This window comes from Bradyrhizobium sp. USDA 4451 (genome assembly GCF_054822585.1).
Window position 1 is genome coordinate 868,371 of sequence record NZ_JBTRCH010000001.1, and the last position, 25,173, is coordinate 893,543.

At 64.8% G+C, this 25,173-nt stretch carries 24 protein-coding genes; 14 read left to right on the forward strand and 10 right to left on the reverse strand.

What is annotated here, in order from left to right:
* Nucleotides 1-35 precede the first annotated feature (35 nt).
* On the reverse strand, nt 36-1,364 hold the full coding sequence (gene urtA / locus ACVMB0_RS03985) for an urea ABC transporter substrate-binding protein (RefSeq protein ID WP_146989050.1): 1,329 nt from the start codon (nt 1,362-1,364) through the stop codon (nt 36-38).
* 550 nt (nt 1,365-1,914) lie between these two features.
* On the opposite strand from urtA, the gene ACVMB0_RS03990 reads away from it, so the two are divergent.
* The 3 genes from ACVMB0_RS03990 to ACVMB0_RS04000 all read left to right on the forward strand — a co-directional run bounded on the left by ACVMB0_RS03990 (nt 1,915) and on the right by ACVMB0_RS04000 (nt 4,142).
* On the forward strand, nt 1,915-3,345 hold the full coding sequence (locus tag ACVMB0_RS03990) for a DEAD/DEAH box helicase (protein ID WP_456797150.1): 1,431 nt from the start codon (nt 1,915-1,917) through the stop codon (nt 3,343-3,345).
* 24 nt (nt 3,346-3,369) lie between these two features.
* A complete protein-coding gene (gene infA, locus ACVMB0_RS03995) occupies nt 3,370-3,663 on the forward strand; it encodes a translation initiation factor IF-1 (protein WP_016842649.1) in 294 nt (97 codons plus the stop codon).
* A gap of 266 nt (nt 3,664-3,929) precedes the next feature.
* Nucleotides 3,930-4,142: a cold-shock protein gene (locus ACVMB0_RS04000; RefSeq protein WP_016842648.1), complete on the forward strand. Its 213-nt coding sequence runs from the start codon at nt 3,930-3,932 to the stop codon at nt 4,140-4,142.
* A gap of 225 nt (nt 4,143-4,367) precedes the next feature.
* On the opposite strand, the gene ACVMB0_RS04005 is transcribed toward ACVMB0_RS04000, so the two are convergent.
* The 5 genes from ACVMB0_RS04005 to ACVMB0_RS04025 form a co-directional block, all read right to left on the reverse strand.
* Complete coding sequence (locus ACVMB0_RS04005; RefSeq protein WP_456752067.1) at nt 4,368-5,015, reverse strand: TadE/TadG family type IV pilus assembly protein; 648 nt, start codon at nt 5,013-5,015, stop codon at nt 4,368-4,370.
* Complete coding sequence (locus ACVMB0_RS04010) at nt 5,006-5,557, reverse strand: TadE family protein (protein ID WP_456752066.1); 552 nt, start codon at nt 5,555-5,557, stop codon at nt 5,006-5,008. Before ACVMB0_RS04010 ends, ACVMB0_RS04005 begins: the two co-directional genes overlap by 10 nt.
* Nucleotides 5,558-5,771: 214 nt before the next feature.
* Nucleotides 5,772-6,278, reverse strand: coding sequence for a pilus assembly protein N-terminal domain-containing protein (locus tag ACVMB0_RS04015; protein WP_461345372.1), 507 nt, complete (start codon nt 6,276-6,278; stop codon nt 5,772-5,774).
* A gap of 201 nt (nt 6,279-6,479) precedes the next feature.
* On the reverse strand, nt 6,480-7,925 hold the full coding sequence (locus ACVMB0_RS04020) for a hypothetical protein (protein WP_461345373.1): 1,446 nt from the start codon (nt 7,923-7,925) through the stop codon (nt 6,480-6,482).
* 24 nt (nt 7,926-7,949) lie between these two features.
* Nucleotides 7,950-8,780, reverse strand: coding sequence for a sterol desaturase family protein (locus ACVMB0_RS04025; protein ID WP_456752063.1), 831 nt, complete (start codon nt 8,778-8,780; stop codon nt 7,950-7,952).
* Between the two features lie 282 nt (nt 8,781-9,062).
* On the opposite strand from ACVMB0_RS04025, the gene ACVMB0_RS04030 reads away from it, so the two are divergent.
* The 9 genes from ACVMB0_RS04030 to ACVMB0_RS04070 all read left to right on the forward strand — a co-directional run bounded on the left by ACVMB0_RS04030 (nt 9,063) and on the right by ACVMB0_RS04070 (nt 17,820).
* A complete protein-coding gene (locus tag ACVMB0_RS04030) occupies nt 9,063-9,227 on the forward strand; it encodes a Flp family type IVb pilin (RefSeq protein ID WP_139480303.1) in 165 nt (54 codons plus the stop codon).
* A gap of 171 nt (nt 9,228-9,398) precedes the next feature.
* Nucleotides 9,399-9,923, forward strand: a complete 525-nt coding sequence (locus ACVMB0_RS04035; RefSeq protein WP_016842641.1) for an A24 family peptidase — start codon at nt 9,399-9,401, stop codon at nt 9,921-9,923.
* Between the two features lie 128 nt (nt 9,924-10,051).
* The gene (gene cpaB, locus ACVMB0_RS04040) at nt 10,052-10,843 is read left to right on the forward strand and encodes a Flp pilus assembly protein CpaB (protein ID WP_461345374.1); all 792 of its coding nucleotides are present in this window, start codon (nt 10,052-10,054) and stop codon (nt 10,841-10,843) included.
* Nucleotides 10,844-10,845: 2 nt separating this feature from the next.
* Nucleotides 10,846-12,333 carry a type II and III secretion system protein family protein gene (locus ACVMB0_RS04045; RefSeq protein WP_461345375.1) on the forward strand — a complete coding sequence of 496 codons (1,488 nt, stop codon included), beginning with the start codon at nt 10,846-10,848 and terminating at the stop codon, nt 12,331-12,333.
* An 8-nt stretch (nt 12,334-12,341) separates the two neighbouring features.
* Nucleotides 12,342-13,094, forward strand: coding sequence for a CpaD family pilus assembly protein (locus tag ACVMB0_RS04050; RefSeq protein WP_461345376.1), 753 nt, complete (start codon nt 12,342-12,344; stop codon nt 13,092-13,094).
* Nucleotides 13,091-14,359 (forward strand): AAA family ATPase, encoded by a 1,269-nt coding sequence (locus ACVMB0_RS04055; RefSeq protein WP_456752059.1) that lies wholly within the window; start codon nt 13,091-13,093, stop codon nt 14,357-14,359. The genes ACVMB0_RS04050 and ACVMB0_RS04055 overlap by 4 nt, the downstream gene beginning before the upstream one ends.
* 24 nt (nt 14,360-14,383) lie before the next feature.
* Nucleotides 14,384-15,847, forward strand: a complete 1,464-nt coding sequence (locus ACVMB0_RS04060; protein ID WP_456752058.1) for a CpaF family protein — start codon at nt 14,384-14,386, stop codon at nt 15,845-15,847.
* 11 nt (nt 15,848-15,858) lie between these two features.
* On the forward strand, nt 15,859-16,836 hold the full coding sequence (locus tag ACVMB0_RS04065) for a type II secretion system F family protein (RefSeq protein WP_456752057.1): 978 nt from the start codon (nt 15,859-15,861) through the stop codon (nt 16,834-16,836).
* Nucleotides 16,837-16,845: 9 nt separating this feature from the next.
* A complete protein-coding gene (locus ACVMB0_RS04070) occupies nt 16,846-17,820 on the forward strand; it encodes a type II secretion system F family protein (RefSeq protein ID WP_456752056.1) in 975 nt (324 codons plus the stop codon).
* A gap of 96 nt (nt 17,821-17,916) precedes the next feature.
* Here the strand turns inward: ACVMB0_RS04070 and ACVMB0_RS04075 are convergent, their stop codons facing one another.
* On the reverse strand, nt 17,917-18,723 hold the full coding sequence (locus ACVMB0_RS04075; RefSeq protein ID WP_461345377.1) for a tetratricopeptide repeat protein: 807 nt from the start codon (nt 18,721-18,723) through the stop codon (nt 17,917-17,919).
* 206 nt (nt 18,724-18,929) lie between these two features.
* On the opposite strand from ACVMB0_RS04075, the gene ACVMB0_RS04080 reads away from it, so the two are divergent.
* Nucleotides 18,930-20,309, forward strand: coding sequence for a leucyl aminopeptidase family protein (locus tag ACVMB0_RS04080; RefSeq protein ID WP_461345378.1), 1,380 nt, complete (start codon nt 18,930-18,932; stop codon nt 20,307-20,309).
* Complete coding sequence (locus ACVMB0_RS04085) at nt 20,302-21,144, forward strand: C40 family peptidase (protein WP_461345379.1); 843 nt, start codon at nt 20,302-20,304, stop codon at nt 21,142-21,144. Before ACVMB0_RS04080 ends, ACVMB0_RS04085 begins: the two co-directional genes overlap by 8 nt.
* A gap of 106 nt (nt 21,145-21,250) precedes the next feature.
* Here ACVMB0_RS04085 and ACVMB0_RS04090 read toward each other — a convergent pair whose 3' ends face one another.
* Genes ACVMB0_RS04090 through ACVMB0_RS04100 form a run of 3 tightly spaced genes read right to left on the reverse strand, consistent with a single transcriptional unit; the run spans nt 21,251 to nt 25,173 of the window.
* Nucleotides 21,251-22,876: an ABC transporter ATP-binding protein gene (locus ACVMB0_RS04090; RefSeq protein ID WP_461345380.1), complete on the reverse strand. Its 1,626-nt coding sequence runs from the start codon at nt 22,874-22,876 to the stop codon at nt 21,251-21,253.
* Nucleotides 22,877-22,879: 3 nt separating this feature from the next.
* Nucleotides 22,880-24,064, reverse strand: a complete 1,185-nt coding sequence (locus ACVMB0_RS04095; protein WP_456752051.1) for an ABC transporter permease — start codon at nt 24,062-24,064, stop codon at nt 22,880-22,882.
* Entirely contained in the window at nt 24,064-25,173 is a 1,110-nt protein-coding gene (locus tag ACVMB0_RS04100) for a microcin C ABC transporter permease YejB (protein WP_456752050.1), read from the reverse strand. Before ACVMB0_RS04100 ends, ACVMB0_RS04095 begins: the two co-directional genes overlap by 1 nt.

A 25,173-nucleotide genomic window follows, 5' to 3' on the forward strand; every position in this document is an offset into this window, starting at 1 on the left:
CGTTGATCAGGTCAGGAGCTTAAGAGCCTTTCAGCTCAAGAGCCCTGGCCGCCGCACTTGTTGGTCTTGGTGTTGTAGTTGCCGCACTTCTTGCCGACCCAATCGCCGATCAGGTCCTTGGAGCCTTCAAGCTCCTTCGACCAGGCGTCGCCGGCCACCAGGCCCGGGGTCTTCCAGACCACGTCGAACTGGCCGTTGCCCTTGATCTCGCCGATGAACACCGGCTTGGTGATGTGGTGGTTGGGCAGCATCTTCGAGGTGCCGCCGGTCAGGTTCGGTGCCTCGATGCCCGGGAGCGCGTCGATCACCTTGTCCGGATCGGTCGACTTCACCTTCTCGACCGCCTTCACCCACATGTTGAAGCCGATGTAGTGCGCTTCCATCGGATCGTTGGTCACGCGCTTCGGATTCTTGGTGTAGGCCTGCCACTCCTTGATGAACTTCTCGTTCGCCGGGGTCTTGATCGACTCGAAGTAGTTCCAGGCGGCGAGATGGCCGAGCAGCGGCTTGGTGTCGATGCCGGCGAGTTCTTCTTCGCCGACCGAGAACGCGACCACCGGAATGTCGGTCGCCTTGATGCCCTGGTTGCCGAGCTCCTTGTAGAACGGAACGTTGGCGTCGCCGTTGATGGTGGAGACCACGGCGGTCTTCTTGCCGGCCGAGCCGAACTTCTTGATGTCAGCGACGATGGTCTGCCAGTCGGAGTGACCGAACGGCGTGTAGTTGATCATGATGTCGTCCTGGGCGACGCCCTTCGACTTCAGATAGGCTTCCAGGATCTTGTTGGTGGTGCGCGGATAGACGTAGTCGGTGCCGGCCAGCACCCAGCGCTTCACCTTCTCTTCCTTCATCAGATAGTCGACGGCGGGGATCGCCTGCTGGTTCGGCGCCGCGCCGGTGTAGAACACGTTGCGCTCGGACTCCTCGCCCTCATACTGCACCGGATAGAACAGGATGTTGTTCAGCTCCTTGAACACCGGCAGCACGGACTTGCGCGACACCGAGGTCCAGCAGCCGAACACCACCGCGACCTTGTCCTTGGTGATCAGCTCGCGGGCTTTTTCGGCGAACAGCGGCCAGTTCGAGGCGGGATCGACCACGACGGGCTCGAGCTTCTTGCCAAGCACGCCGCCCTTCTTGTTCTGCTCGTCGATCAGGAAAAGGATCGTGTCCTTCAGCGTGGTTTCGCTGATGGCCATGGTGCCCGACAGCGAGTGAAGGATACCGACCTTGATGGTGTCGTCGGCCGCTTGCGCGGGCGCGAAGGGCGAGGACGCAGCCAGGCCCAAAACCAGGCCGGCCGTCGCCGCGAGCGCGCGGCGGCGGGTCATCGTCGCTATTCCGTGAGTAAGCTGAGTAAGCATGAAATGTCGTCTCCCTGACGCAGGCGTGAACGCTTGCGAAACGGCCGCATGGCCGCCTGCGGTTAAGGGAATCGCAAGAACTGTGCCACGGTGCGGAGGCACCGTAAGCTGATGAACCAGCTGGATAATTTCACGAGTTCCGGGCAAATACGGAAATCGATTGCATAAACATTGGGCCGCCAAATTGACTGCTGAAAGAGCAGTCAGGTTATTTTATGAGCAAAATGGTCGTTTTGGCTAAATTTCCGGCACAGATTTGTGACAGTTTGCGCGCCGGCTCGACGCACTCCGGGCGCCAATCGGGGCGATATCATCCAAACTGGCGATATCACCTTGAAACCGCCCAGTTCCTGGTCCATATCCTCGCCATGCCCGCGACATCGCGGTGCCTTCGCGAGCTGCGTGTTCAAGCTGCCCCAAGCGGCTTCTGGCTCGCCTTTCAGCTAACCCAGCTTGACGCCCCAGACACGCGGGTGTCCCCGAATGCCTTCATACGATTCCGGCCGGTCTTGGCTGGGACGATGACGGCTTTTATGGAAAGAACCACCTTTTGACCTCCTTTCAGGATTTCGGCCTCGCCGATCCCATCGCCCGCGCGCTTCGAGAAGAAAACTATCTCACGCCGACTCCCATCCAGGCCCAGACCATCCCGCTCGCACTTGCCGGCCGCGACGTCGTCGGCATCGCCCAGACCGGAACCGGCAAGACCGCGTCCTTCGCGCTGCCGATCCTGCACCGGCTGCTGGAGAACCGCGTCCGCCCGCAGCCCAAGAGCTGCCGCGTGCTGGTGCTCTCGCCGACCCGCGAACTGTCCGGGCAGATCCTCGACAGCTTCAACACCTATGGCCGCCACATCCGGCTGTCCTCGACGCTCGCCATCGGCGGCGTGCCGATGGGCCGCCAGGTCCGCTCCCTGATGCAGGGCGTCGAAGTGCTGGTCGCTACCCCCGGCCGCCTGCTCGACCTCGTGCAGAGCAACGGGCTGAAGCTCAACCAGGTCGAGTTCCTGGTGCTCGATGAAGCCGACCGCATGCTCGACATGGGCTTCATCAACGACATCCGGAAAATCGTCGCCAAGCTGCCCGTCCGGCGCCAGACGCTGTTCTTCTCGGCCACCATGCCGAAGGACATCGCCGAACTCGCCGAAGCGATGCTGCGCGACCCCGCCCGGGTGGCCGTGACGCCGGTCGCCTCGACCGTGGATCGCATCGCCCAGCGCGCGATCCAGGTCGATTTCGCCGCCAAACCGGCGGTTTTGGCCCAGCTCCTGAAGCAGGAACCGGTCAACCGCGCCCTGGTGTTCACCCGCACGAAGCACGGCGCCGACAAGGTGGTGAAAAGCCTTGCCAAGGCCGGCATCGAGGCCAATGCAATCCACGGCAACAAGTCGCAGAATCACCGCGAGCGTACGCTGGCGGCGTTCCGCTCCGGCGAGATCCGAACCCTGGTGGCGACCGATATCGCCGCCCGCGGCATCGACGTCGACGGCGTCAGCCACGTCGTGAACTTCGACCTGCCCAACATCCCCGAGACCTATGTCCACCGCATCGGCCGTACCGCGCGTGCCGGCGCCGACGGGGTCGCGATCTCGCTGATCGCCGGCGCCGAGGAGATGGGCTATTTGCGCGATATCGAGCGGCTGATCCGGATTACGGTGCCGCGGGAAGACCGCCGCACCCAAGGCGGCTCCTCCGGGGGCCGCGAGGCCGCCGCGCCCGCCCAGGCCACCCATCCGCACCGCGGCGGCCGTTCCGCGCCGCGCGCCCATAATGTTCGTGGGAATGAGGCTGCTCCGGGCACAAAAGGCCCTCGCCGCCGCCGCCGTCGGGGTGGTAATAATGGCGCGCCGCAGACGAACCGGGGCGAGTCGCCGCGTCCGTCGCAGGCCGGCAACAGCGAAGGCATCCAGGGCGTCGCCTTCTTGCATCGCGAGAGCCGGCCTAGTCCGCAACCCAACCGCAACAACCGACCGAAGCACTAGCCGTCGCTCGATCTGGAGAACCATATGGCTAAGGAAGAGCTGATCCAGTTCGAAGGACTGGTGACCGAAATCCTCCCCGACGCCCGTTACCGGGTGCAACTCGACGCCGGACACGAGATCGTCGCCTACACCGCCGGCAAGATGAAGAAAAACCGCATCAAGACGCTGGCCGGCGACCGCGTGACGATCGAAATGTCGCCCTACGATCTCGAAAAGGGCCGCCTGATCTTCCGTCACAAGGACGAACGTCCGAGCGGCGCGCCCGGCGGCCCGCCGCGGGGCGGAGCCCAGCGCGGCGGCCAGTTCCGCCGCCGGTAGCGGACTTTGCAACCGCTGCGGGCATGACGTGCCGATGTCCTGCGCAGCAATTGGCCGGCGACCGCGCCGGCCAAAAAATCGCGCACGTCAGGATTGTTTTGAGCCCTTCTATCGAATAATATCCTACCCATCGATTTTCGGCCGGACGACATTAGCCAATACCGGTACAGCCGGTTCAGACGCTGACGACCCTTCCAAAAATTCGATCTCACCACCCCGCCGATCAGCGGGTCTTGAACTTGTATATCTGAGAAGGGACTACCCACGTGAGCATGGGAACCGTGAAGTGGTTTAACGCGACCAAGGGCTACGGCTTCATCCAGCCGGATGAAGGCGGGAACGACGTGTTCGTGCACATCAGTGCAGTCGAGCGCGCCGGCCTTGGCACTCTGCGTGAAGGCCAGAAGATCTCCTACGAGATCGTTGCTGACCGCCGTTCCGGCAAATCCTCGGCCGACAATCTGCGCGCCGCCGGATAAGCCGATTTTCCGGGAGCGCCAAGCTCCGGGAAATTGTCGTTAAAGCATCAAGGGCCGCACCTTCGGGGGCGGCCCTTTTTGTTTGGATATCGAGGTCGTTTGAATCGCCGCGCTGCCGCCGCAGCCTGGAAGCCTTTTCGTTCCGATAGAATCGGAACGGGCTCTCGATTCTTGTTTTGAAGCGCTTCTTCACCCGAAGCGGTAACCACTTCGCTTGAGAGCGCTCTAGTAAGTCGAGCAGGTCGTCGGCATCGTGGCGGCGGTCGGGGCATAGAACACGCAGACAGACTGCCGCGGCCGTGTAAAGGCAACGTCGGTGAGATTGATGCCGCTCTTGGCCATCACGTAGCCGATGGTTGGGACGTATTTGTAGCTGACTTCGCTGAAGATCAGATAGGTGCCCGCGACCAGCAGCGCCGACGGCACGAGGCTCGTCACAATGTCACCCTGGCTGCGGGTCGAGGCCGACAGCGTGGCCTGCGTGGCACCGGAGGCGATCGTGCCGGCCTTGCTCCACTGGATATGCGCGATCTTGGAATTGTCGACGTAGATTTCCGACAACGTGACTTTGGTCGGCGACGCATCGTAGGGCGTCATGATGCCGACGCTGGCGCTGAAGAAATTCTGCAGATCGGAGTCCACCACCTGCGTCGACTGCGAGGTCAGATCTGACGCGGCACGCGCCATCAGCGTGACCTTGCGGTCGACCGCGACACCGGACGAAAACTCGACGGTACCGAAGAACATCACCAGCATCAGCGGCAGGATGAAGGCGAATTCGACGGCGGCGAGGCCCCGGCGGTCATAGCGGAAAGCAACGACAAAGCGCAGCAAGGCTGCAGGCAGCGTTTTCATGACCTTGCTCATGAGCATGTCGTGCCGGCTGTTCCGGAGGGCTCGTTCTTGAATGTCGCGGTCGCGATCAGGAGCCGCTTGCCGTTGGTGAGGTAGGCGGAGCTGAACAGCTTGGTGACAAATATCGGCCACTGGTAGAACAGTCGGACCACCACGACGTCGCCGTCCTTGCCTGGACACCATTTCACCTGACTGGGATCGGTGATCGGCGTGAGGTTGACGGTCGAAAAACTCGTCGCAGGATAGCTGCGCACGTCAACGTAGATGCCGTTCGTGCAATCGAACAACGCGCTGCTGACCTCGCCGCAGACGAATTTCTTGAAATCGTCCTGGCTATAGTTTGCGCCCTGGGCTTGGCCGGTCATGACGAAGCGGGACGAATCCTGCGTCGCCGTCTCGAGCACCTGGCTGGCGAAGAAGATCATCGCCACTTCGATGATCGCAAACAGCAGCGCGAAGAACGGCGGCGCGACCAGCGCGAATTCGACCGCCGTCGCACCACGGCGATTGCGGCGGAAGCGACGGAGGAGGCTCATGAATGAATGAGCGGGCGGCGGCATCAACGACCCCGGATCAACATGGCGGCAGCAACAATCCAAGACAACGACCCAAGACTCACTAGCCAAGACTCACTACCCAAGAGTCACTACCCAAGACTCATTGTCGAAGTATTTCGCCGGATCGAGACAGAGCGACCCGATCCGTTAGGCTTTTCTTAACCATGACGGGGACAACTGCGATCGAGGGCCCGGCTTGTGGAAGCGCCGGCACGCGTCAGTTCTGCGGCTTGCCACCCGCGCCGGACCCAGATGCCTGGCTGCTGAGTGAACCGGCCTGGTCCATGGTCGACTTGAAGTAGGTCTCGCCGTCGCCAAGGGTGATGCGGCGCTGACAGACCGGCATGCAGCTGTAGGTCTCCCGATCGACCCCGCGATAGACGGTCACAAGCTGGTCGGTCGGACCTTCGACCTGGATCTGGCGATCCACCAGCACCTGGCCGGTGCGGTCGAGCGCGATGAAGTTGGTCGCACCGTAGCCCTTGCCGGTCACCACGACGACGCCGCCATTCTGCAAGGTGACGTCGGCAATCAGGGGGTTGCCGACCACGATGGTGGCGATGCCGCCGGGCAGCTTGACGAGCTTGGCCTGGTCGACATTGACCGCAATGCGGTCCGGATCGGGCGCCGCGGTTGCGAATGCGGGCCACAGCAGCACGGCTGCGGCCAGCGAGATGAATCCAATGCGCGCGACGGCGCGAATACGTTGGGACTGAAACGACATACTCTACCCCGGGACGTGTACGAGCCGGCAAAAGCGATACGCAGCGGACCGGCGCCCGACGCTGCCAAATCTGACGGCAATTCATTTAAGAAGAGCAAAAATCGACCGCCGAATTGCGCGGATGTCGCGACTTCCGGAGCGGATCAGTCGGCGGCCTCGTAACCCCCGGGAAAATACCGATCCCGCCGGGACAGCCGCAACCTAGCCGGTCGCACGCACATGGATCACGACGCGGTCGTCGGCGTAGAGGCGCCGCCAGCCGTCGATGTGATCGAGCAATTTGGAGGCCGGCGTCGCCGGGTCGAGCATCACCGCGTCGATGTCGTAGGCCTTGAGCAGATCGAGGAAGCCGCCGACATCCTTGAGCTGGAGCGCACGGTAATAATCCATCTCGAACTTTTCGCCGTAGAGCTCGGCACGGCCGTCGACGAACACCGGCACCTGACGCCAGATCAGGTAGCCGCCGAACTGCAGATCGTGGAGCACGCGCCGCGCCCTGTACGCCTTCAGCGCGTCGACCGCAGCAGCCGGCGAGTGGATCGGCGGCGGCGATATGGTCTGGCGCGCCGCAACGATCGCCGTCGAGACGCACAGCGCGGCGATCAGCATGGCCGCCGGCGCGGCCGTCAGCCGGACGGCTCTCACGGCACGCAGGCCGAACTGGGTTGCCACCGGGGTGAGCGTAGCCAGCGGCAGCAGCAGGGCGAACAGCTCGAGATTGCGGACATGGGACAGCGCCATGTGCAGCAAGCCCAGCACCAGGGCGATCCGCGGCAGCGGCAGCTTCACCCCGCAATAGAGCGCTGCGCCGATCAGGCCGAGAATCGACAGCTCGAACGCATCGACCTGGCTGAAGTTCGCCGGCATCCATTCCGCAATGAGATGCAGCAGTTCGCCGAGGTTCAGGATCTTCAGCGAGGCCAGGATCGAACCCCAGCCATAGGGCGTGACGCAGCATGCGGCCAGCGCACCGATGCCGAATGCCGCCCAGCGCAGCGCCAGCTGCACCCGTTGCACCGGCTGGGCATTCCACAGCGCGTCGAGCGCGAAAGCGCCGACCAGCACCAGCCCGAACAGAAAGCCGCCATGCAGATTGGCCCAGAGTGCGATCAGCGGCAGCAGCCAGACCGAGGGCGCCGCGCGGCGCTCGCTGGCAGCCATCAGGCCGTTGGCCCACACCAGCATGATCGGCAGCACCAGCACATGCGGACGGGCGAGCAGATGCCCGCATGTCAGCACCAGCGCCGCGAGCGCGATCAGGCTCGCATGGATCGTCGGCACGGCGCGGCCGAGGATCGCGGTGAGCAGCGCAAAGGTGGCGGCGCCGCAGGCGGCGGCCAGCGCCGCCGGTCCGGTCCAGCCGGCAAGGTCATAGGCCTTCGCGAACAGCACCTGCGCCAGCCAGGACGACGACACCCATGGCTCGCCCGCCTTGGTGAAGGAATAGATGTCGACCGACGGCAGTGCGCGGTGGTCGAGAATCCAGCGGCCGACGGCAATCTGCCAGTAGGTATCGGAGTCGGCGAGCAGCCGGTCGCCGACGATCAGCAGCAGCGCGTAGACGCCGCACGCCATCCAGAACCAGGCCGGGACCTCGGCGAGTACGGCGGTCCTGGCCTGCGGGACGGCTGCGGTCTCAGCACTCATGCGGACACAGACCGGTTGATGACGTCAATGCCGGAACGGATAGGCCAGCTGCCCGCCGATTTCCGCCGGCACGCCTTGCTCGGCGTCGACGCCGTAATCGTCCGGCAGCTTACCTTCGGGCATCCGGAACGTTCCGAACAGAATGTCCCAGAGCGGAAACGTGCCGGCGAAATTGGTGTCGCCGCCTTCTTCCAGCGCGGTGTGATGCCAGCGGTGAAACACCGGCGTGGCGATCACATATCTGAACGGGCCGAGCGTCCAGTTCAGATTGGCGTGCACGAATGCCGAGTGGAATGTGGTGAACGGGCCGACCCACAGCATGATGTTCGGCGAGATGCCGGCCATCAGCAGGATGACGTCGACCGTGATCGTGCCGATCAGGAGATTGACGGGATGGAAGCGCGCCGCCGAGATCCATTCCAGATCCTCGGAGGAGTGATGAATGGCGTGGTACTTCCAGAAGGCGCCGCCGTGAAACATCCGGTGCAGCCAGTACAGCATGAAGTCGGACGCGACCAGGAAGATGATCGACTGCATCCAGAGCGGCAGCTGCGCCAGCGGGCCATGCCCGTTCTCATAGAATGCAATCAGCTCGTCGGCGCCGTGCACGTTGAAGACCGCGGCCGCGCCGACCACCAGCAGTCCGATGCGCAGCACGCGGGCGAACACCGGCACGAAGAACCAGTAACAGATGTCGGTGACCAGCTCGCGCTTCTGCCACCACGGCTTGCCGGGATTGCAGGCCCAGTAATGAGTGAGCACCGTGAAGAACAGTGCCAGCGCGATCGTGATCGGCACCACCCGCATCATCGTCTGGCCGAGCATCTCGATGACTTCGATCGGAAGGGTGGACATTGGCAGCCTCATTTCACGGAAGCCCCATGAGTATAGCTGTGCGCTTAAGGAGCCGTGAATGGATGCCGGCAGCGGCCGCTCCGGAAACAATCCGCAATTTTAGCAGGCCGTTTAATCCCAAATTTACTGTGCGCAACAACAGCGGGTTCCCCCGAAGTTTATGCAATCAAATTAACTGCACCGAAATCGTCCAACCGTAGGGTGCCGCAATGGTCACGGTGCTGAGAACGCCGGCGAGACCAAATCTAGTTCGACCAGCCACGTGTACACAGGAGTGATTTTATGAAGAACCTCGTTTCGCGCTTCGTGAAGGACGAGTCCGGCGCGACCGCCATCGAGTACGGCCTGATTGCCACCGGCATCGCCATCGCGATCATCGCTGCGGTCAACGGCGTCGGCTCGAAGCTCTCGGGTACCTTCAACTCGATCTCGGGTTCGCTGAAGTAAGCCGGATCCTGCGAATTCGCATCAAAGGTCCCGGCAGCCCCGGGACCTTTGCTATTTGTCGGGGACCGATCGGGGCTCGTTTTAAAGGCGCCGGCGATCCTTTCCCGATTATTCACCATTGGCCGCTAGCGTCGGGTCTCGACCGCAGCTCCAGCTTGACGGCATGAATCCATGATCCTCGACATCGCCCGCTTGATGCTGTTTCCGGCCCTGATGGCCTTCGCGGCGGCGAGCGATCTGTTGACCATGACGATCCCGAACCGGATCTCGCTGGCGCTGGTGGCCGGCTTCTTCGTGCTGGCGCCGCTGACCGGGATGGGCGTCCACGAGATCCTCACCCACGCAGGCGCCGGTGCGCTGGTGCTGGTGGTGGCGTTTGGCATGTTTGCGATGGGCTGGGTCGGAGGCGGCGACGCCAAGGTGGCGGCCGCGGCCGGCCTTTGGTTCGGGTTCGAGCATCTGCTCCCCTATCTGGTGTTCGCGTCGCTGTTCGGCGGGGCGCTGACCGTGCTGCTGCTGCAACTGCGACAATGGCCGCTGCCCTACCCGCTTGCGTCCCAGGCCTGGCTGAGCCGTCTGCACGACAAGCAGACCGGAATCCCCTACGGCATTGCGCTCGCCCTCGGCGCCCTGCTGATCTATCCCGAGACGGACTGGATCAAGACGATCGATCTCGCGCACTTCGCCATGCGCTGAAAAGGCGGGCGGTAACCGCCCGTTAAGGCGATTTAGATACGCCTCATTAACCATGCTTTGACGAATAGCTGGTCAACTCCCATCACGGCGGCGGCAGCGTCGCGGCGTCATGTGGAAAGTGAAGCGTAATGGATAGGGCCCGCATTCTGGTCTTGGCAATTGCAGGCTGCGCCGGCATTGCGGCGCTCTATTTGGCAAGCGGAGGCGAGGACAAGCCGGCGCCTCCTCCGCCCGTCGCGCAATTGCCTACCGTCGACATCCTGGTCGCGCGCACCGACATCGGTCTCGGCCAGGCGGTGAAGCCCGAGGATGTGCAGTGGCAGACCTGGCCGGCCGCGACCGCCAGCGCCAGCTTCATGCGCAAGGACAGCAACGCCGACGCCATCAAGGACGTCACCGGCTCGATCGCACGCGCCCCGTTCATCCAGGGTGAACCGATTCGCGAACAGAAGCTGGTCAAGGCCGACGGCAGCGGCTTCATGGCCGCGATCCTGCCCAGCGGCATGCGGGCGGTATCGACCGAAATCTCGCCCGAGACCGGCGCCGGCGGCTTCATCCTGCCGAACGACCGGGTCGACGTCCTGCTCTCGAAGCGGGACAAGAATCCGGACCGCAACGGCGCCGACATCGTCAACTCCGAGGTCATCCTGACCAACGTTCGCGTGCTCGCGATCGACCAGGCGCCGAAGGAGAAGGACGGCACCAACGCACTGATCGGCAAGACGGTGACGCTGGAGCTGAAGCCCGAACAGACCGAGACGCTGGCGCGCGCGCGCCAGAGCGGCGTCCTGTCGCTGGCGCTGCGCAGCATCGCCGACAACAACGCGCCCGAGACCAAGACCGACGACATCCGTAAGCGCGGTGAGACGATCAACGTCATCCGCTTTGGCGTTGCCAACCAGGCAACGATGCAGAAGTGACCATGAGGATACACGTGATGATGGGCGGGGCAACTCAACGGACAATGCGGACCTTCATGGTCCGCGCTTTGTCGTTCTCGGCCGTCACGGCGTTTACGCTCAACCCGGCGCTGACGCCGGTGATCGCAAGCGACTACCGCGCCGCGCCCGCCCCTGCCGCGTCGGCCGATGGCGGCCAGATGAATGCCCGTTTCCTCGCACTCGGCGTCGGCAAATCGATCGTGATCGATCTGCCGAGGGACATCAAGGACGTGCTGGTCGCCGATCCCAAGATCGCCAACGCCGTGGTCCGCTCGGCGCAACGCGCCTACATCATCGGCGCGGCGGTCGGCCAGACCAACATCGTGTTCTTCGACGCAGCCGGACAGCAGATCGCGGCCTATGACATCGCGGTCAAGCGCGACCTCAACGGCGTGCGCGCTGCACTGCGAGCGGCGCTGCCGAATGCCGATATCCAGATCGAGGGCGTCGGCGAGGGCGTCATGCTGACCGGAAGCGCGGCGAGCCCGATCGAGGCGCAGCAGGCCGCCGACATCGCCACGCGCCTGGTCGGCAGCGCCGACAAGGTCGTGAACTCCATAGCGGTTCGCGGCCGCGACCAGGTGATGCTGAAAGTCACGGTTGCCGAAGTCTCGCGCAGCCTGATCAAGCAGCTCGGCATCGACCTCACGGCAAACCTCAATTACGGCACGGCGGTGGTAAAGTTCGCCAACGCCAACCCGTTCACGGCGAACAATGCTCCGCTGGTACCCAACAACGCGATCACCACGTCGTTCGGATCGTCGGTGTCGGCAACGATCCGTGCCATGGAGAGCGCCGGTGTCGTGCGGACGCTCGCCGAACCGAACCTGACCGCGATCTCGGGCGAATCGGCGACCTTCATCTCGGGCGGCGAATTCCCGATTCCGACCGGCGTGACCTGTCAGACCACGACGTCAGGCGCGATCGGACAGTGCGTTCAGACCGTCAGCTTCAAGAAATTCGGCATCTCGCTCAACTTCACGCCGGTGGTGCTGACCGAGGGACGGATCAGCCTGCGCGTGATGACCGAGGTGTCGGAAGTCTCGACCGAGAACTCGCTGACCGGCGGCGCCAATGGAACGACGATCCCCTCGATCAAGACCCGCCGCGCCGAAACCACGCTGGAAATTCCCTCGGGCGGCTCGATGGCGATGGCCGGCCTGATCCAGGACCAGACCAAGCAGGCGATCAACGGCCTGCCCGGGCTGGCGTCGCTGCCGGTGCTCGGCACGCTGTTCCGCAGCCGCGACTTCGTCAACAACCAGACCGAACTGATGGTGCTGGTGACGCCCTATATCGTCCGCGCGGTGGCGCAGAAGGACCTGTCGCGTCCGGATGACGGCTTCGCCAACGCCTCCGATCCGCAGGCCGACCTGCTGGGCAGCCTCAATCGCATCTATGGAGCGCCCGGCCGCACCACCGAGCCGGCGCGGAATTACCGCGGCACCTACGGCTTCATTACCGACTGAGGCGGACGATGACACAGACCACATCCAGGACACCCGCCGAACACAAGCGCAGCATCGGCCTGGCCGGCGCGCTGGTCGGCCTTGCCATGACGCTCGGCGCCTGCCAGCACGCCGCCGACAACAGCTTTGCGATGGTGAACTCGCCGGCCGACTATCGCGAGCGTCATCCGATCGCGGTCACCGAAGCCAATCGCTCGATCGTGGTCTTTGTCGGGCGCAGCCGCGGCGGCCTGACCGCGGAGCAGCGCGCCGAGGTGATGGGGATGGCGCAGGACTGGATGCGCGAAGGCACCGGCGCCGTCACCATCGACGTGCCCGCCGATACGCCGAACGCGCGCTCCGCCCAGGAATCCCTGCGCGAAATCCAGGCGACCTTCACCGCCGCCGGCGTGCCGCCGCGCGGGATCGTGGTTCGCAAATATCGTCCCGACGATCCACGCCAGATGCCCGCGATCCGCGTCAACTATCCGAAGATGAAGGCGGTCGCCGGACCGTGCGGCCTGTGGCCGGAAGATCTCGGTCCGTCGATCCACAACGGGTCCTACAACGAGAACAAGCAGTACTACAATTTCGGTTGCGCCAATCAGCGCAACCTCGCAGCCATGGTCGAGGACCCGACTGACCTCGTGCAGCCGCGCGCGGAGACCCCTGCCTACACGGCGCGTCGCAGTATCGCCTTCGACAAATATCGCAAGGGCACCGCCACCGCCACGAATTATCCCGAGTCCGACAGGGCCAAGCTAAGCGACACAGGAAAATGATAACCTACGCGCAGCAAAACTCCGAAGAGCAGACGGACGCCCCGCCGCAGGCCGTGGACGACCATATTGCTCCGGCGCCGCGGGTTTCCGTCCAGGCGTTCTGCGAAACCGTCGAGACCGCCGCCGCGGTCCAGTCGGCGGGCGAGGATCGCCGGCTGGCCAAGGCCCACCTCAAGATCCAGATGGGCGGCATGGCGGCCGCCATCGAGGCCTATCGCTCCGCGCCGACGCCCAACGTCATCATCCTCGAGACCGAGGGCCGCAGCGACGTGCTGGCCGGCCTCGATCAGCTTGCCACGGTGTGCGACGCCGGCACCCGCGTGGTGGTGATCGGCCGGGTCAACGACGTCACGCTGTATCGCGAGCTGGTGCGCCGCGGCGTCAGCGACTACGTGATCGCGCCGGCGCATGCGATCGACGTGGTGCGCGCGGTCTGCAACCTGTTCTCGGCGCCGGAAGCCAAGGCGGTCGGCCGCATCGTCGCCGTGGTCGGCGCGAAGGGCGGCGTCGGCGCCTCGACGATCGCGCATAATGTCGCCTGGGCGATCGCCCGCGATCTGGCGCTGGATTCCGTGGTCGCCGACCTCGACCTCGCGTTCGGCACTGCCGGACTCAACTACAACCAGGACCCGGCGCAGGGCATCGCGGATGCCGTGTTCTCGCCGGATCGCGTCGATACCGCCTTCGTCGACCGCCTGCTGTCGAAATGCACCGACCATCTGAGCCTGCTGGCGGCGCCGGCGACGCTCGACAAGGTCTACGATTTCGGCGCCGAGGCGTTCGATGCGATCTTTGATACGCTGCGCACCACGATGCCCTGCATCGTGCTCGACGTGCCGCATCAATGGTCCGGCTGGACCAAGCGCGCGCTGATCGCGGCCGACGACATCCTGATCGTGGCGGCGCCCGACCTCGCCAATCTGCGCAACGCCAAGAACATGTTCGACTTGTTGAAGGCGTCGCGGCCGAACGACCGCGCACCGCTGTACTGCCTGAACCAGGTCGGCGTGCCGAAGCGTCCGGAGATCGCAGCCGGCGAGTTCGCCAAGGCGATCGAAAGCCAGCCGATCGCGGCCATCCCGTTCGATCCGCAGATCTTCGGTTCGGCCGCCAATAACGGCCAGATGATCGCGGAGATTTCCGCCAATCACCGCGCGGTGGAGCTGTTCCTGCAGATGGCGCAGCGGCTGACAGGCCGCGGCGAGACCAAGAAGCCGAGGGGGTCCTTCCTGTCGCCCCTGCTCGAAAAGCTGCGGTCCAAATAGTGGTCCGCGTGGAGTCAAGACGTCGTGTTTGGTAAGCGTAGCGGAAACGATGGGGACGTGCGGGCACCCAAGCCCGCTTTTCAGACGCCGGAGCCTGCCGGCCCGTCGACCATGCCGCGCGAGTCCGCGGCACCGACGATCTCGTCGCCACCGCTGGCACCTAGCAAGCCGCCGCCCGCTCCCGCCGTCGAGGCCCGCCGCTCGGACAACTACTACCAGGTCAAGGCGACGATCTTCGGCGCCCTGATCGAGGCGATCGACCTGGCCCAGCTTGCCAAGCTGGACAGCGAATCGGCGCGCGAGGAAATCCGCGACATCGTCAACGAGATCATCGCGATCAAGAACATCGTGATGTCGATCGCCGAGCAGGAAGAGCTGCTCGACGACATCTGCAACGACGTGCTCGGCTACGGCCCGCTCGAGCCGCTGCTGTCGCGCGACGACATCGCCGACATCATGGTCAACGGCGCGGGCACGGTGTTCATCGAAGTCGCCGGCAAGATCCAGCGCACCGGAATCCGCTTTCGCGACAACCAGCAGCTGCTCAACATCTGCCAGCGCATCGTCAGCCAGGTCGGCCGGCGCGTCGACGAATCCTCGCCGATCTGCGACGCCCGCCTCGCCGACGGCTCGCGCGTCAACGCCATCGTGCCGCCGCTGGCGATCGACGGGCCCGCGCTCACCATCCGAAAATTCAAGAAGGACAAGCTGACGCTGGAGCAGCTCGTCAAGTTCGGCGCCATCACGCCGGAAGGGGCGACCATCCTGCAGATCATCGGCCGGGTCCGCTGCAACGTGATCATCTCCGGCGGCACCGGCTCGGGCAAGACCACGCTGCTGAACTGCCTGACCAACTATATCGAGCACGACGAACGCATCATCACCTGCGAAGACGCTGCCGAACTTCAGCTGCAGCAGCCGCATGTGGTGCGGCTGGAAACCCGGCCGCCGAACATCGAAGGCGAAGGTCAGGTGACGATGCGCGAGCTGGTGCGCAACTGCCTGCGTATGCGCCCCGAGCGGATCATCGTCGGCGAAGTCCGCGGACCCGAGGCGTTCGACCTGTTGCAAGCGATGAACACCGGCCATGACGGCTCGATGGGCACGCTGCACGCCAATAATCCGCGCGAAGCGCTGTCGCGCTGCGAATCCATGATCACTATGGGCGGATTCTCGCTGCCGTCGCGGACCATTCGCGAGATGATCTGCGCCTCGGTCGACATCATCGTGCAGGCCGCGCGCCTGCGCGACGGTTCGCGCCGCATCACCCACATCACCGAGGTGATGGGCATGGAAGGCGACACCATCATCACCCAGGACATCTTCCTCTACGACGTGGTCGGGGAAGACGCCAACGGCAAGATCATCGGCAAGCATCGCTCGACCGGCATCGGCCGGCCGCGTTTCTGGGAGCGTGCCCGCTACTACAATGAAGAGAAGCGGCTGGCGGCGGCGCTCGACGCCTCCGACGCACCCGCGCCGGTCTAGGGAGACGCCGGATGCAGATGCAGATGCTTGCCCTCGCCTTTCTCGCCGCCACCACCGTGGGCGGCCTCGCCTGGGTGTTCCTGTATCCCTACCTCTCCGGAGAGAAGAAGGCCGAGTCGCGCCGCGCATCAGTTGCGCGCAGCGAACCCTCGACGACCCGGACCGCCGACCGCACGCAGCGTTCGCGCCGCGAGCAGGTCGAAGGATCGTTGAAGGAACTCGAGGCCCGCCGGCAAAAGGACAAGAAGGTCCCGCTCGGCATGCGCATCTCGCAGGCCGGGCTGGAATGGTCCGAGCAGAAATTCTGGATGATCTCCGGCGCCCTCGGCCTGTTCGGGTTCGGCGTGGCATTCTTGGTCGGCGGCGGCCTGCTCGGCGCGGCGGGCATCGGCTTTGCGATGGGTCTCGGCCTGCCGCGCTGGCTGCTCGGCTTCCTGAAGAAGCGGCGGGAGAAGGCCTTCCTGAAAGCGCTGCCCGATGCCGTCGACGTCATCGTGCGCGGCATCAAGGCCGGCCTGCCGCTGTTCGAATCGCTCAAGGCTGTGGTCAACGACGCGCCGGAGCCGCTGCGCAGCGAGTTTCTCGCGATCATCGAGACCCAGGCGATCGGCATGCCGCTCGGCGAGGCCTGCGCCCGGCTCTACGAACGCATGCCGCTGCCGGAGGCCAACTTCTTCGGCATCGTGATCGCGATCCAGCAGAAGTCCGGCGGCAATCTGTCGGAAGCGCTCGGCAATCTGTCGCGGGTGCTGCGCGACCGCAAGAAGATGGCCGAGAAGATCCAGGCGATGTCGATGGAAGCGAAGGCCTCCGCCGGCATCATCGGCTCGCTGCCGCCGATCGTGATGATCCTCGTGTTCCTGACGACGCCCGACTACATCGCCCTGCTCTGGACCAACTCGATGGGACAGCTGATGCTGGTCGCCTGCGCGCTTTGGATGACATGCGGCGTCCTGGTGATGAAGAAGATGATCAACTTCGATTTCTGACGGTGCAGCATGATTGATATTCTGGTTGCCAAGCTCCACGACGTCAGGTTCATGACCATGCTGCTTGCCTTCTTCGCGGCAAGCGCGACGGTCTATACGCTGGTGATGCCGCTGCTCGCCGGCGGCGATCTCAACAAGCGCATGAAGGCGGTGGCCAGCGAGCGCGAACGGCTCCGGCAGCGCGAACGCGAACGGCTCTCCAAGACGGAGAAGGTGGCACTGCGGCAAACGCCGAAGCAGGTCGTCTCCAGGGTGGTGGACGACCTCAACCTCACCAAATGGCTGGCCCAGGAAGCAGCGCTCGAGAAGCTCGTGATGGCGGGCTATCGCGGCCACGCGCCCTACGTCACCTTCCTGTTCGCCCGCGCGGTGACGCCGATCGTGCTGCTGCTCGGCGCCATCATCTATACGTTCTTCATCGCCGGCGCCGGCTGGTCGCTCACGATCAAGATCGGCATTTGCGTCGCCGCGGCCTATGCCGGCCTGCAGGCGCCGATGCTGTTCCTGAAGAACGCGATCTCCAAGCGTCAGCTCCAGATCAAGCGTGCCTTCCCTGATTCGCTGGATCTGCTGCTGATCTGCATCGAATCGGGCATGTCGGTCGAGGTCGCGTTCCGCAAGGTGGCCAACGAGATCGCCGGACAGTCGATCGCGCTGTCGGAGGAGTTCGCGCTGACCACCGCGGAACTGTCCTATCTACAGGACCGCAAGTCCGCCTACGAGAACCTGGCGCGCCGCACCGGGCTCGAGGGCGTCAAGTCGGTGTGCATGGCCTTGCAGCAGTCGGAACGCTACGGCACGCCGCTCGGCCAGAGCCTGCGCGTGATGGCGCAGGAAAACCGCGACATGCGCATGAACGAGGCCGAGAAGAAGGCGGCGGCATTGCCGCCCAAGCTGACCGTGCCGATGATCCTGTTCTTCCTGCCCTGCCTGTTCATCGTGATCCTCGGGCCGTCCTACATCAAGATCGCCACGATGCATTGAATTTGCGCGACGACGCATACGAGAACGCCCGGCATTGCCGGGCGTTTCTCTTTGTGCGTATGGGGCACGGGTATCGCGAAGCTGCAAGAGGTGACGTTAGTCGTCCTTGGCGACGACGGGTGCGGCGCGCGACGCGGTCTTCGGCCCGTCCTTGCGGTTCAGCATGTCGCGGAGATAGGCGACATTGGCCGCCGCCTCGTCTGCCGGCAGGTCCGCCTTGACGATCGTCTCGGCCTCGGCGAAGCGGCCCTGCAGGCCGACGACGAGCGCGAGGTTCTGCCGGATCCTGGTGTCGGCGCGGGCGCTGGCATAGGCCTGGCGCAGCGTCTCTTCCGCCTTCGGCAATTCCTTGGTCAGCATGTAGGACAGGCCGAGATTGGACAGCACCGAGGGCTCGTCCGGAGCCAGCCGCAGCGCGCTGGCGTAATAGCGCCGCGCCTCCTCGTGCCGGTTCAACTTGTCGAGCGTGGTTCCCTGCACCGAGAGGATCCGCCAATCCGGATTGTCCGGGCTGTGCGCGCGGCTCAGGACGTCGAATGCGGCCTGCGAATTGCCGTTGTCGGCGAGCGCCCGGCCATAGGCCGCGAGCAGCGCCTTGTTGCCGGGGCTGGCGATGGTCGCCTGCTCCAGCACAGCGCAAGCCTGCGAGCGCTGTCCGGTCATGCGCAGCGCCTGGCCATAAGCGATAGCGGCCTCGGCATCCTTGGGATTCTTGCGATAGCGCTCGCCATAGACCTCGGCGGCGCGGCGCGGATCATCGGGCGTGGCGGGGGTGGGGTCCGAGCGGGACGCAATCGATCCCGTCACGTCGGACATGGTCTGACAGCCGCCAAGCCCTGCGGCGAGGACCGCCACGAAGGCTGCGGAAGCGAGATGCCGGGTCAAATGGGACTGTCGACGCATGGCACTGTGACTCACGAAATCGGGCGAATGGCTCCAACCGAGCGTGCCAGCAATAGACTGTTAACCCTAACGTCTGGTTAACTGGCGGCACGAGGGACCGGCGCGCCGGTTCCGATTCTGCAAGGCCTTGTGACCGCGGCCGCGCTACCATCCGCCGTGAAAGGCGTGTAGTCACCAGCCACGACGCCAGAACAGCCGAGAGCCGCATGCCATCCGTGTTCGAGACCGCCCCCACGACCGCCGCCACGCCGATCACCTTCGTCACCAAGGCGACCTGGGATGCGGTCCGCGACGAGCTGTCGGCGCCGGCGCGCCAGTTCGCCGAGGCCAACCGCTTCGAGGCCAAGCCGGGCAAACTCCTCGTTCTGCCGGCGGCCGATGGCGGCATTGCGCAGGTGCTGTTCGGCCTCGAGGACACGGACCACAAGGCGCGCGATCCGTTCCGGCCCGGCGCCCTGCCCGGTCTGCTGCCGCCCGGCATCTACCGCTTCGCCAACGCACCGCATGACACGCGGCTCGCCGCGCTCGCCTTCGCGCTCGGCTGTTACCGCTTCGGCCGCTATCGCAAGAACAAGGCTCCCGAGGTCCGCCTGGTGCCGCCCGACGGCATCGATGCCGCCGAGATCGCGCGGATGGCGGACGCCTCGGCGCTGGCGCGGGACCTCATCAACACGCCGTCCAACGACATGGGCCCGGCCGAGCTCGCCGAGGTGGCGCGCGATCTCGCCAGCCGGTTCGGCGCCGCCTTCAATTGCATCGAGGGCGACGAGCTGGCGCAGAATTTTCCGCTGATCCAAGCCGTCGGCATGGCCTCGACGCGCGCCCCCCGGCTGATCGAGCTCTGCTGGGGCGATCCTGCTCATCCGAAGGTGACGCTGGTCGGCAAGGGCGTCTGCTTCGACACCGGCGGGCTCGACCTCAAGCCGTCGAGCGGCATGCTGCTGATGAAGAAGGACATGGGCGGCGCCGCCAATGTGCTGGCTCTCGCGCAGATGGTGATGGACGCCAGGTTGAAGCTGCGGCTGCGCGTGCTGATCCCGGCGGTCGAGAATGCGGTCGCCGGCAATGCGTTCCGTCCGCTCGACATCTTCAGGTCGCGCAAGGGCATCACGGTGGAGATCGGCAACACCGACGCCGAGGGACGGCTGGTGCTCGCCGACGCGCTGGCGCTGGCCGACGAGGAGACGCCGGATCTGCTGGTCGATTTGGGCACGCTGACCGGCGCGGCGCGGGTGGCGCTGGGCCCGGATCTGCCGCCGTTCTACACCAATGACGAGGCACTCGCCGCCGACGTCGCAGTTCATGCGACAAGCGAGAACGATCCGTTGTGGCGGATGCCGCTGTGGCCGGCTTACGATGCCTGGCTCGATTCCAAGACTGCCGATATCAACAACGCGCCGTCGGGCGGTTTCGCGGGCTCGATCACCTGCGCGCTGTTCCTGCAGCGCTTCGTCGAGCACGCACGGAGCTGGCTGCATGTCGACATCTATGGCTGGACGCCGTCGGCAAAGCCGGGCCGCCCCGAAGGCGGCGAATGCCAGGCGGCGCGCGCGATCTACAAACTGTTGAGCCGGCGCTATGCATGATGCCAGACTGACGCCGGCCCGTGCCGACCTCGCCGCGAAATATCTCGAGGGCAAGGTCCAGGCGGCGCGCTTCGTCGACGGCACGCTGTTCGAGGTTAGCGAGGCGATCGCGCCGCTGCGCCGGGCACCGGTAAGCGATGCCGAGCAGATGACGCAGACGCTGCGCGGCGAGCGCGTCACGGTCTACGATCGCAACGGCGAAGGCTGGGCCTGGGGCCAATTGGCCGATGACGGCTATGTCGGCTGGTTACCCGAGGCCGCGCTGACGACGCCCGGTGCGACCCCGACGCACAAGGTGACGGCACTGCGCACGCTGGCGTTTCCGGGACCGTCGATCAAGCTGCCGCCGGTCGAGGCGCTGGTGATGGGGAGCAAGCTCGCGATCGTCCGCGAGGACGGCGTTTTCGTGGTGACCGGCGAGGGCTGGCATCTGCCGCGCCAGCATCTCGCGCCACTCGACGCGATGGCGCAGGATTTCGTCGCGGTCGCCGAGCAATTCGTCGGCACGCCCTATCTCTGGGGCGGCAAGTCGAGCCTCGGCATCGACTGCTCGGGCCTGGTGCAGGTCGCGCTGACCGCCGCCGGCACCGGCTGCCCGCGCGACAGCGACATGCAGCAGGACGGGCTCGGCCGCGAATTGACGGCAGCGGAAGCGAAGCACCTGCAGCGCGGCGACCTGATCTTCTGGAAGGGCCATGTCGCCATCGCGTGCGATGCGACCACGATCGTGCACGCCAACGCGCATCGCATGGCGACGGTGGTCGAGAACACACAAGCCGCGATCGCAAGGATCAAGGCTGCCGGTAGCGAGGTCACCGCGATCAAGCGGCTCTGAACCTGTCATTCCGGGGCGGCGCGGAGCGCCGAGCCCGGAATCCATCCATCCACCGAACATGCGGGCCGGGCTCTCGCTTCGCGAGCCCCGGAATGACGAGTATGGGTTACGTCGCCACCGACCCGTCGCCGGCCGCTTCGATGCGGAACGCGGCCGCGAACAGCGCGCGGGTGTAGTCGCTCTTCGGGTTCTTGAACAGCTCGGAGGCCGGCCCCTCCTCCTCGATCTTGCCGGATTTCATCACGATCAGGTGGCTCGCGAGCGAGGCGACCACGCGCAGATCGTGCGAGATGAACATGTAGGTGAGGTCGCGCTTGCGCTGCAGGTCGCGCAGCAGATCGACCATCTGAGCCTGCAGCAGCATGTCGAGCGCCGAGGTCGGCTCGTCCAGCACGACGAAGTTCGGCTCCAGCACCACCGCGCGCGCGATCGAGATGCGCTGGCGCTGGCCGCCGGAGAATTCGTGCGGGTAGCGGAAGCGCCAGTCCGGATCGAGGCCGACATCCTTCATGGCCTTGATCACCCGCGCCTCGCGCTCCTCGCGCGACAGCTGCTTCTGGTGCACTTCGAGCCCCTCGGCGATGATGTCGGCGACCGACATGCGCGGGCTGAGCGAACCGAAGGGATCCTGGAACACGATCTGCATGTCCCGACGGAACGGCCGCATCTGCTTGAAGCGCAAGCCCTGGATGTCGTTGCCGAGGAACACGATCGGGCCATCGGAGGAGATCAGCCGGAGCAGCGCGAGCCCAAGCGTGGTCTTGCCGGAGCCGGATTCGCCAACCACGCCGAGCGTCTCGCCCTTGCGCACCGCGAGGCTGACGCCATCGACCGCCTTGATGTGGCCGACGGTCGAGCGCAACAGCCCGCGCTTGATCGGAAACCAGACCTTGAGATTGTCCGCCGACATCACGACCGGCGCGCCCGGCTGCGGCGGCGCCGGATCGGGCTTCGGCTCGGCCGCGAGCAGCGCCTTGGTATAGGCGTGCTGCGGGGCGGTGAAGACCTGCTCGACCGGCCCCTGCTCGACGATCTTGCCGTTGTTCATCACGCAGACCGTGTCGGCGATGCGGCGGACGATGCCGAGATCGTGGGTGATGAACAGCAGGCTCATGCCGAGCCGCGCGCGGATCTCGGCCAGCAGCGCCAGGATCTGGGCCTGCACGGTGACGTCGAGCGCAGTGGTCGGCTCGTCCGCGATCAAGAGATCAGGCTCGTTGGCGAGCGCCATGGCGATCATCACGCGCTGGCGCTGGCCGCCGGACAATTGGTGCGGATAGCTCTTCAGCCGGGTCTCCGGCTCGGGGATGCCGACCTGGCCGAGCAATTCCAGCGTCCGCGCCCGCGCCGCCGCGCCGCCGATGCCTCGGTGCAGCGACAGGATCTCGCCGATCTGGGTCTCGATGGTCTGGAGCGGATTGAGCGAGGTCATCGGCTCCTGGAAGATGATCGAGATGTCGTTGCCGCGAACCTCGCGCATCTCCTGGTCGGACGCGGTCAGGAGATCACGGCCGCGGAAGCGGATCGCGCCGGTCGGATGCGAAGCCGTCGGATACGGCAACAGCTTCAGCACCGACAGCGCGCTGACGGATTTTCCCGAACCGGATTCGCCGACCAGCGCGACGCACTCGCCGCGCTTGATCGAGAACGAGATGCCGTCGACCGCAAGCGAGCGGCCGAAGGCCACCGAGAGGTCGCGGACATCGAGCAGAGGCTGGTTGACCGCGTCCATGCGTCAGCCCTTCGAGAACGTCTTGCGCGGATCGAAGGCGTCGCGCGCGGCTTCGCCGATGAAAATCAGGAGCGACAGCATGATCGCGACCGAGAAGAAGCCGGTGAGACCGAGCCACGGCGCCTGCACGTTGGCCTTGCCCTGCGACAGCAATTCACCGAGCGAGGGCGAGCCGGGCGGTAGGCCGAAGCCGAGGAAGTCCAGCGCCGTCAGCGTCATCACCGAGGACGAGACGATGAAGGGCAGGAACGTCATGGTCGCGACCATCGCGTTGGGCAAGAGATGGCGGAACATGATGACGCCGTTGGAGACGCCGAGCGCGCGTGCCGCCTGGATGTATTCGAAGTTGCGACCGCGCAGGAATTCGGCGCGCACCAGGCCGACCAGCGAGACCCAGGAGAACAGCAGGAGGATGCCGAGCAGGATGAAGAAGCCGGGCGGCAGCACCGCCGAGATGATCAGGAGCAGATAGAGCGAGGGGATCGCGGTCCAGATCTCGATCAGGCGCTGGAAGATCAGATCGGTCCAGCCGCCGAAATAGCCCTGCACGCCGCCGGCGGCGATGCCGATGATCGAGGACAGGATAGTCAGGATCAGGCCGAACAGCACCGAGATGCGGAAGCCGTAGATCAGCCGCGCGACCACGTCGCGGCCCTGATCGTCGGTGCCGAGCCAGTTGTATTCGAGGTCGCGGCAGCCGGTGAGGCCCTTCTTCTGCACCACCTCCTTGCATTGGTCCTCGGTCAACAGCCAGGTCGGCTTCGACGGCGCTGGAGTCGGCAGATCCAGATTGTGGGTGTCGTAGGAGTAGCGGATCGGCGGCCAGATCATGCTGCCGCCCTTGGCGGCGATCTGCTTCTGCAGATAGGGATCGCGATAGTCGGCAGCGGTCTCGAAATCGCCGCCGAAGGTGGTCTCGGCATAGCTCGTCACGACAGGCCAATAGTAATGGCCGTCATACTTCACGAGCAGCGGCTTGTCGTTGGCAATGAAATTGGCAAACAGCGACAGCACGAACAGCACCAGAAAGATCCAGAACGACCAGTAGCCGCGCCGGTTCGCCTTGAAGTTCTGCCAGCGCCGCTGGTTCAGCGGTGACGGCGTGAAGGCGTGGCGGGTGGCGGGCACCGCCTCGCCCATCGGCGATTGCGTCGTGGTCTCGACCGGCCGGGGCGCGAGCATCGACATCACACCTCCCGCGCCTCGAAGTCGATCCGGGGATCGATCCACATATAGGCCAGATCGGAGATCAGATTGACCACCAGTCCGACCAGCGAAAAGATGAACAGCGTCCCGAACACCACCGGATAGTCGCGGTTCAGGACGCTCTCGAAGCCGAGCAGCCCGAGCCCGTCGAGCGAGAAGATGGTTTCGATCAAGAGTGAGCCGGAGAAGAAGGCGTGGATGAACGCGCTGGGGAAACCCGCGATCACGATCAGCATCGCGTTGCGGAAGACGTGGCCGTACAGCACCTGGCGCTCGCTGCAACCCTTGGCCCGCGCCGTCATCACATATTGCTTGCGTATCTCGTCAAGGAATGAGTTCTTGGTCAGCAGCGTCATGGTGGCGAAGGCGCCGAGCGCCATCGATATCAGCGGCAGCGTCAAATGCCAGAAATAGTCAATGATCTTCCAGTACCAGGGGAACTGCGACCAGCCGTCCGAGGTCAGACCGCGCAGCGGGAAGATGTTGAGGAACGAGCCGCCGGCGAACAGGATGATCAGCAGGATCGCGAACAGGAAGCCGGGGATCGCAAAGCCCACGATGATCACGGCTGAGGTCCAGGTGTCGAACCGCGACCCGTCTTTCACCGCCTTGCGGATACCGAGCGGGATCGAGATCAGGTAGGTCAGCAGCGTCATCCAGATGCCGAGCGACATCGAGACCGGCAGCTTCTCCTTGATCAGCTGCAACACGCTGACGCTGCGGAAATAGCTTTCGCCGAAGTCGAAGCGCGCGAAATTCCACACCATCAGCGCGAACCGCTCCGGCGCCGGCTTGTCGAAGCCGAATTGCACCTCGAGCTTCTTGATGAAGTCAGGGTCGAGCCCCTGCGCGCCGCGATATTTCGAATTGATCGCACCGCCCGCTCCGCCGCCCTGGCCGCGCTGCGCAGCGAAATCGCCGCCACCGCCGGAGACCCGCGAGGTGCCGCCGGTGTCGGCACCGTTAAGCTGCGCGATGACACGCTCGATCGGGCCGCCGGGCGCGAACTGCACCACCACGAAGGAGACGAACAGGATGCCGAGCAGCGTCGGCAGCATCAGGAGGATACGTCGGGCGATATAGGCGCTCAT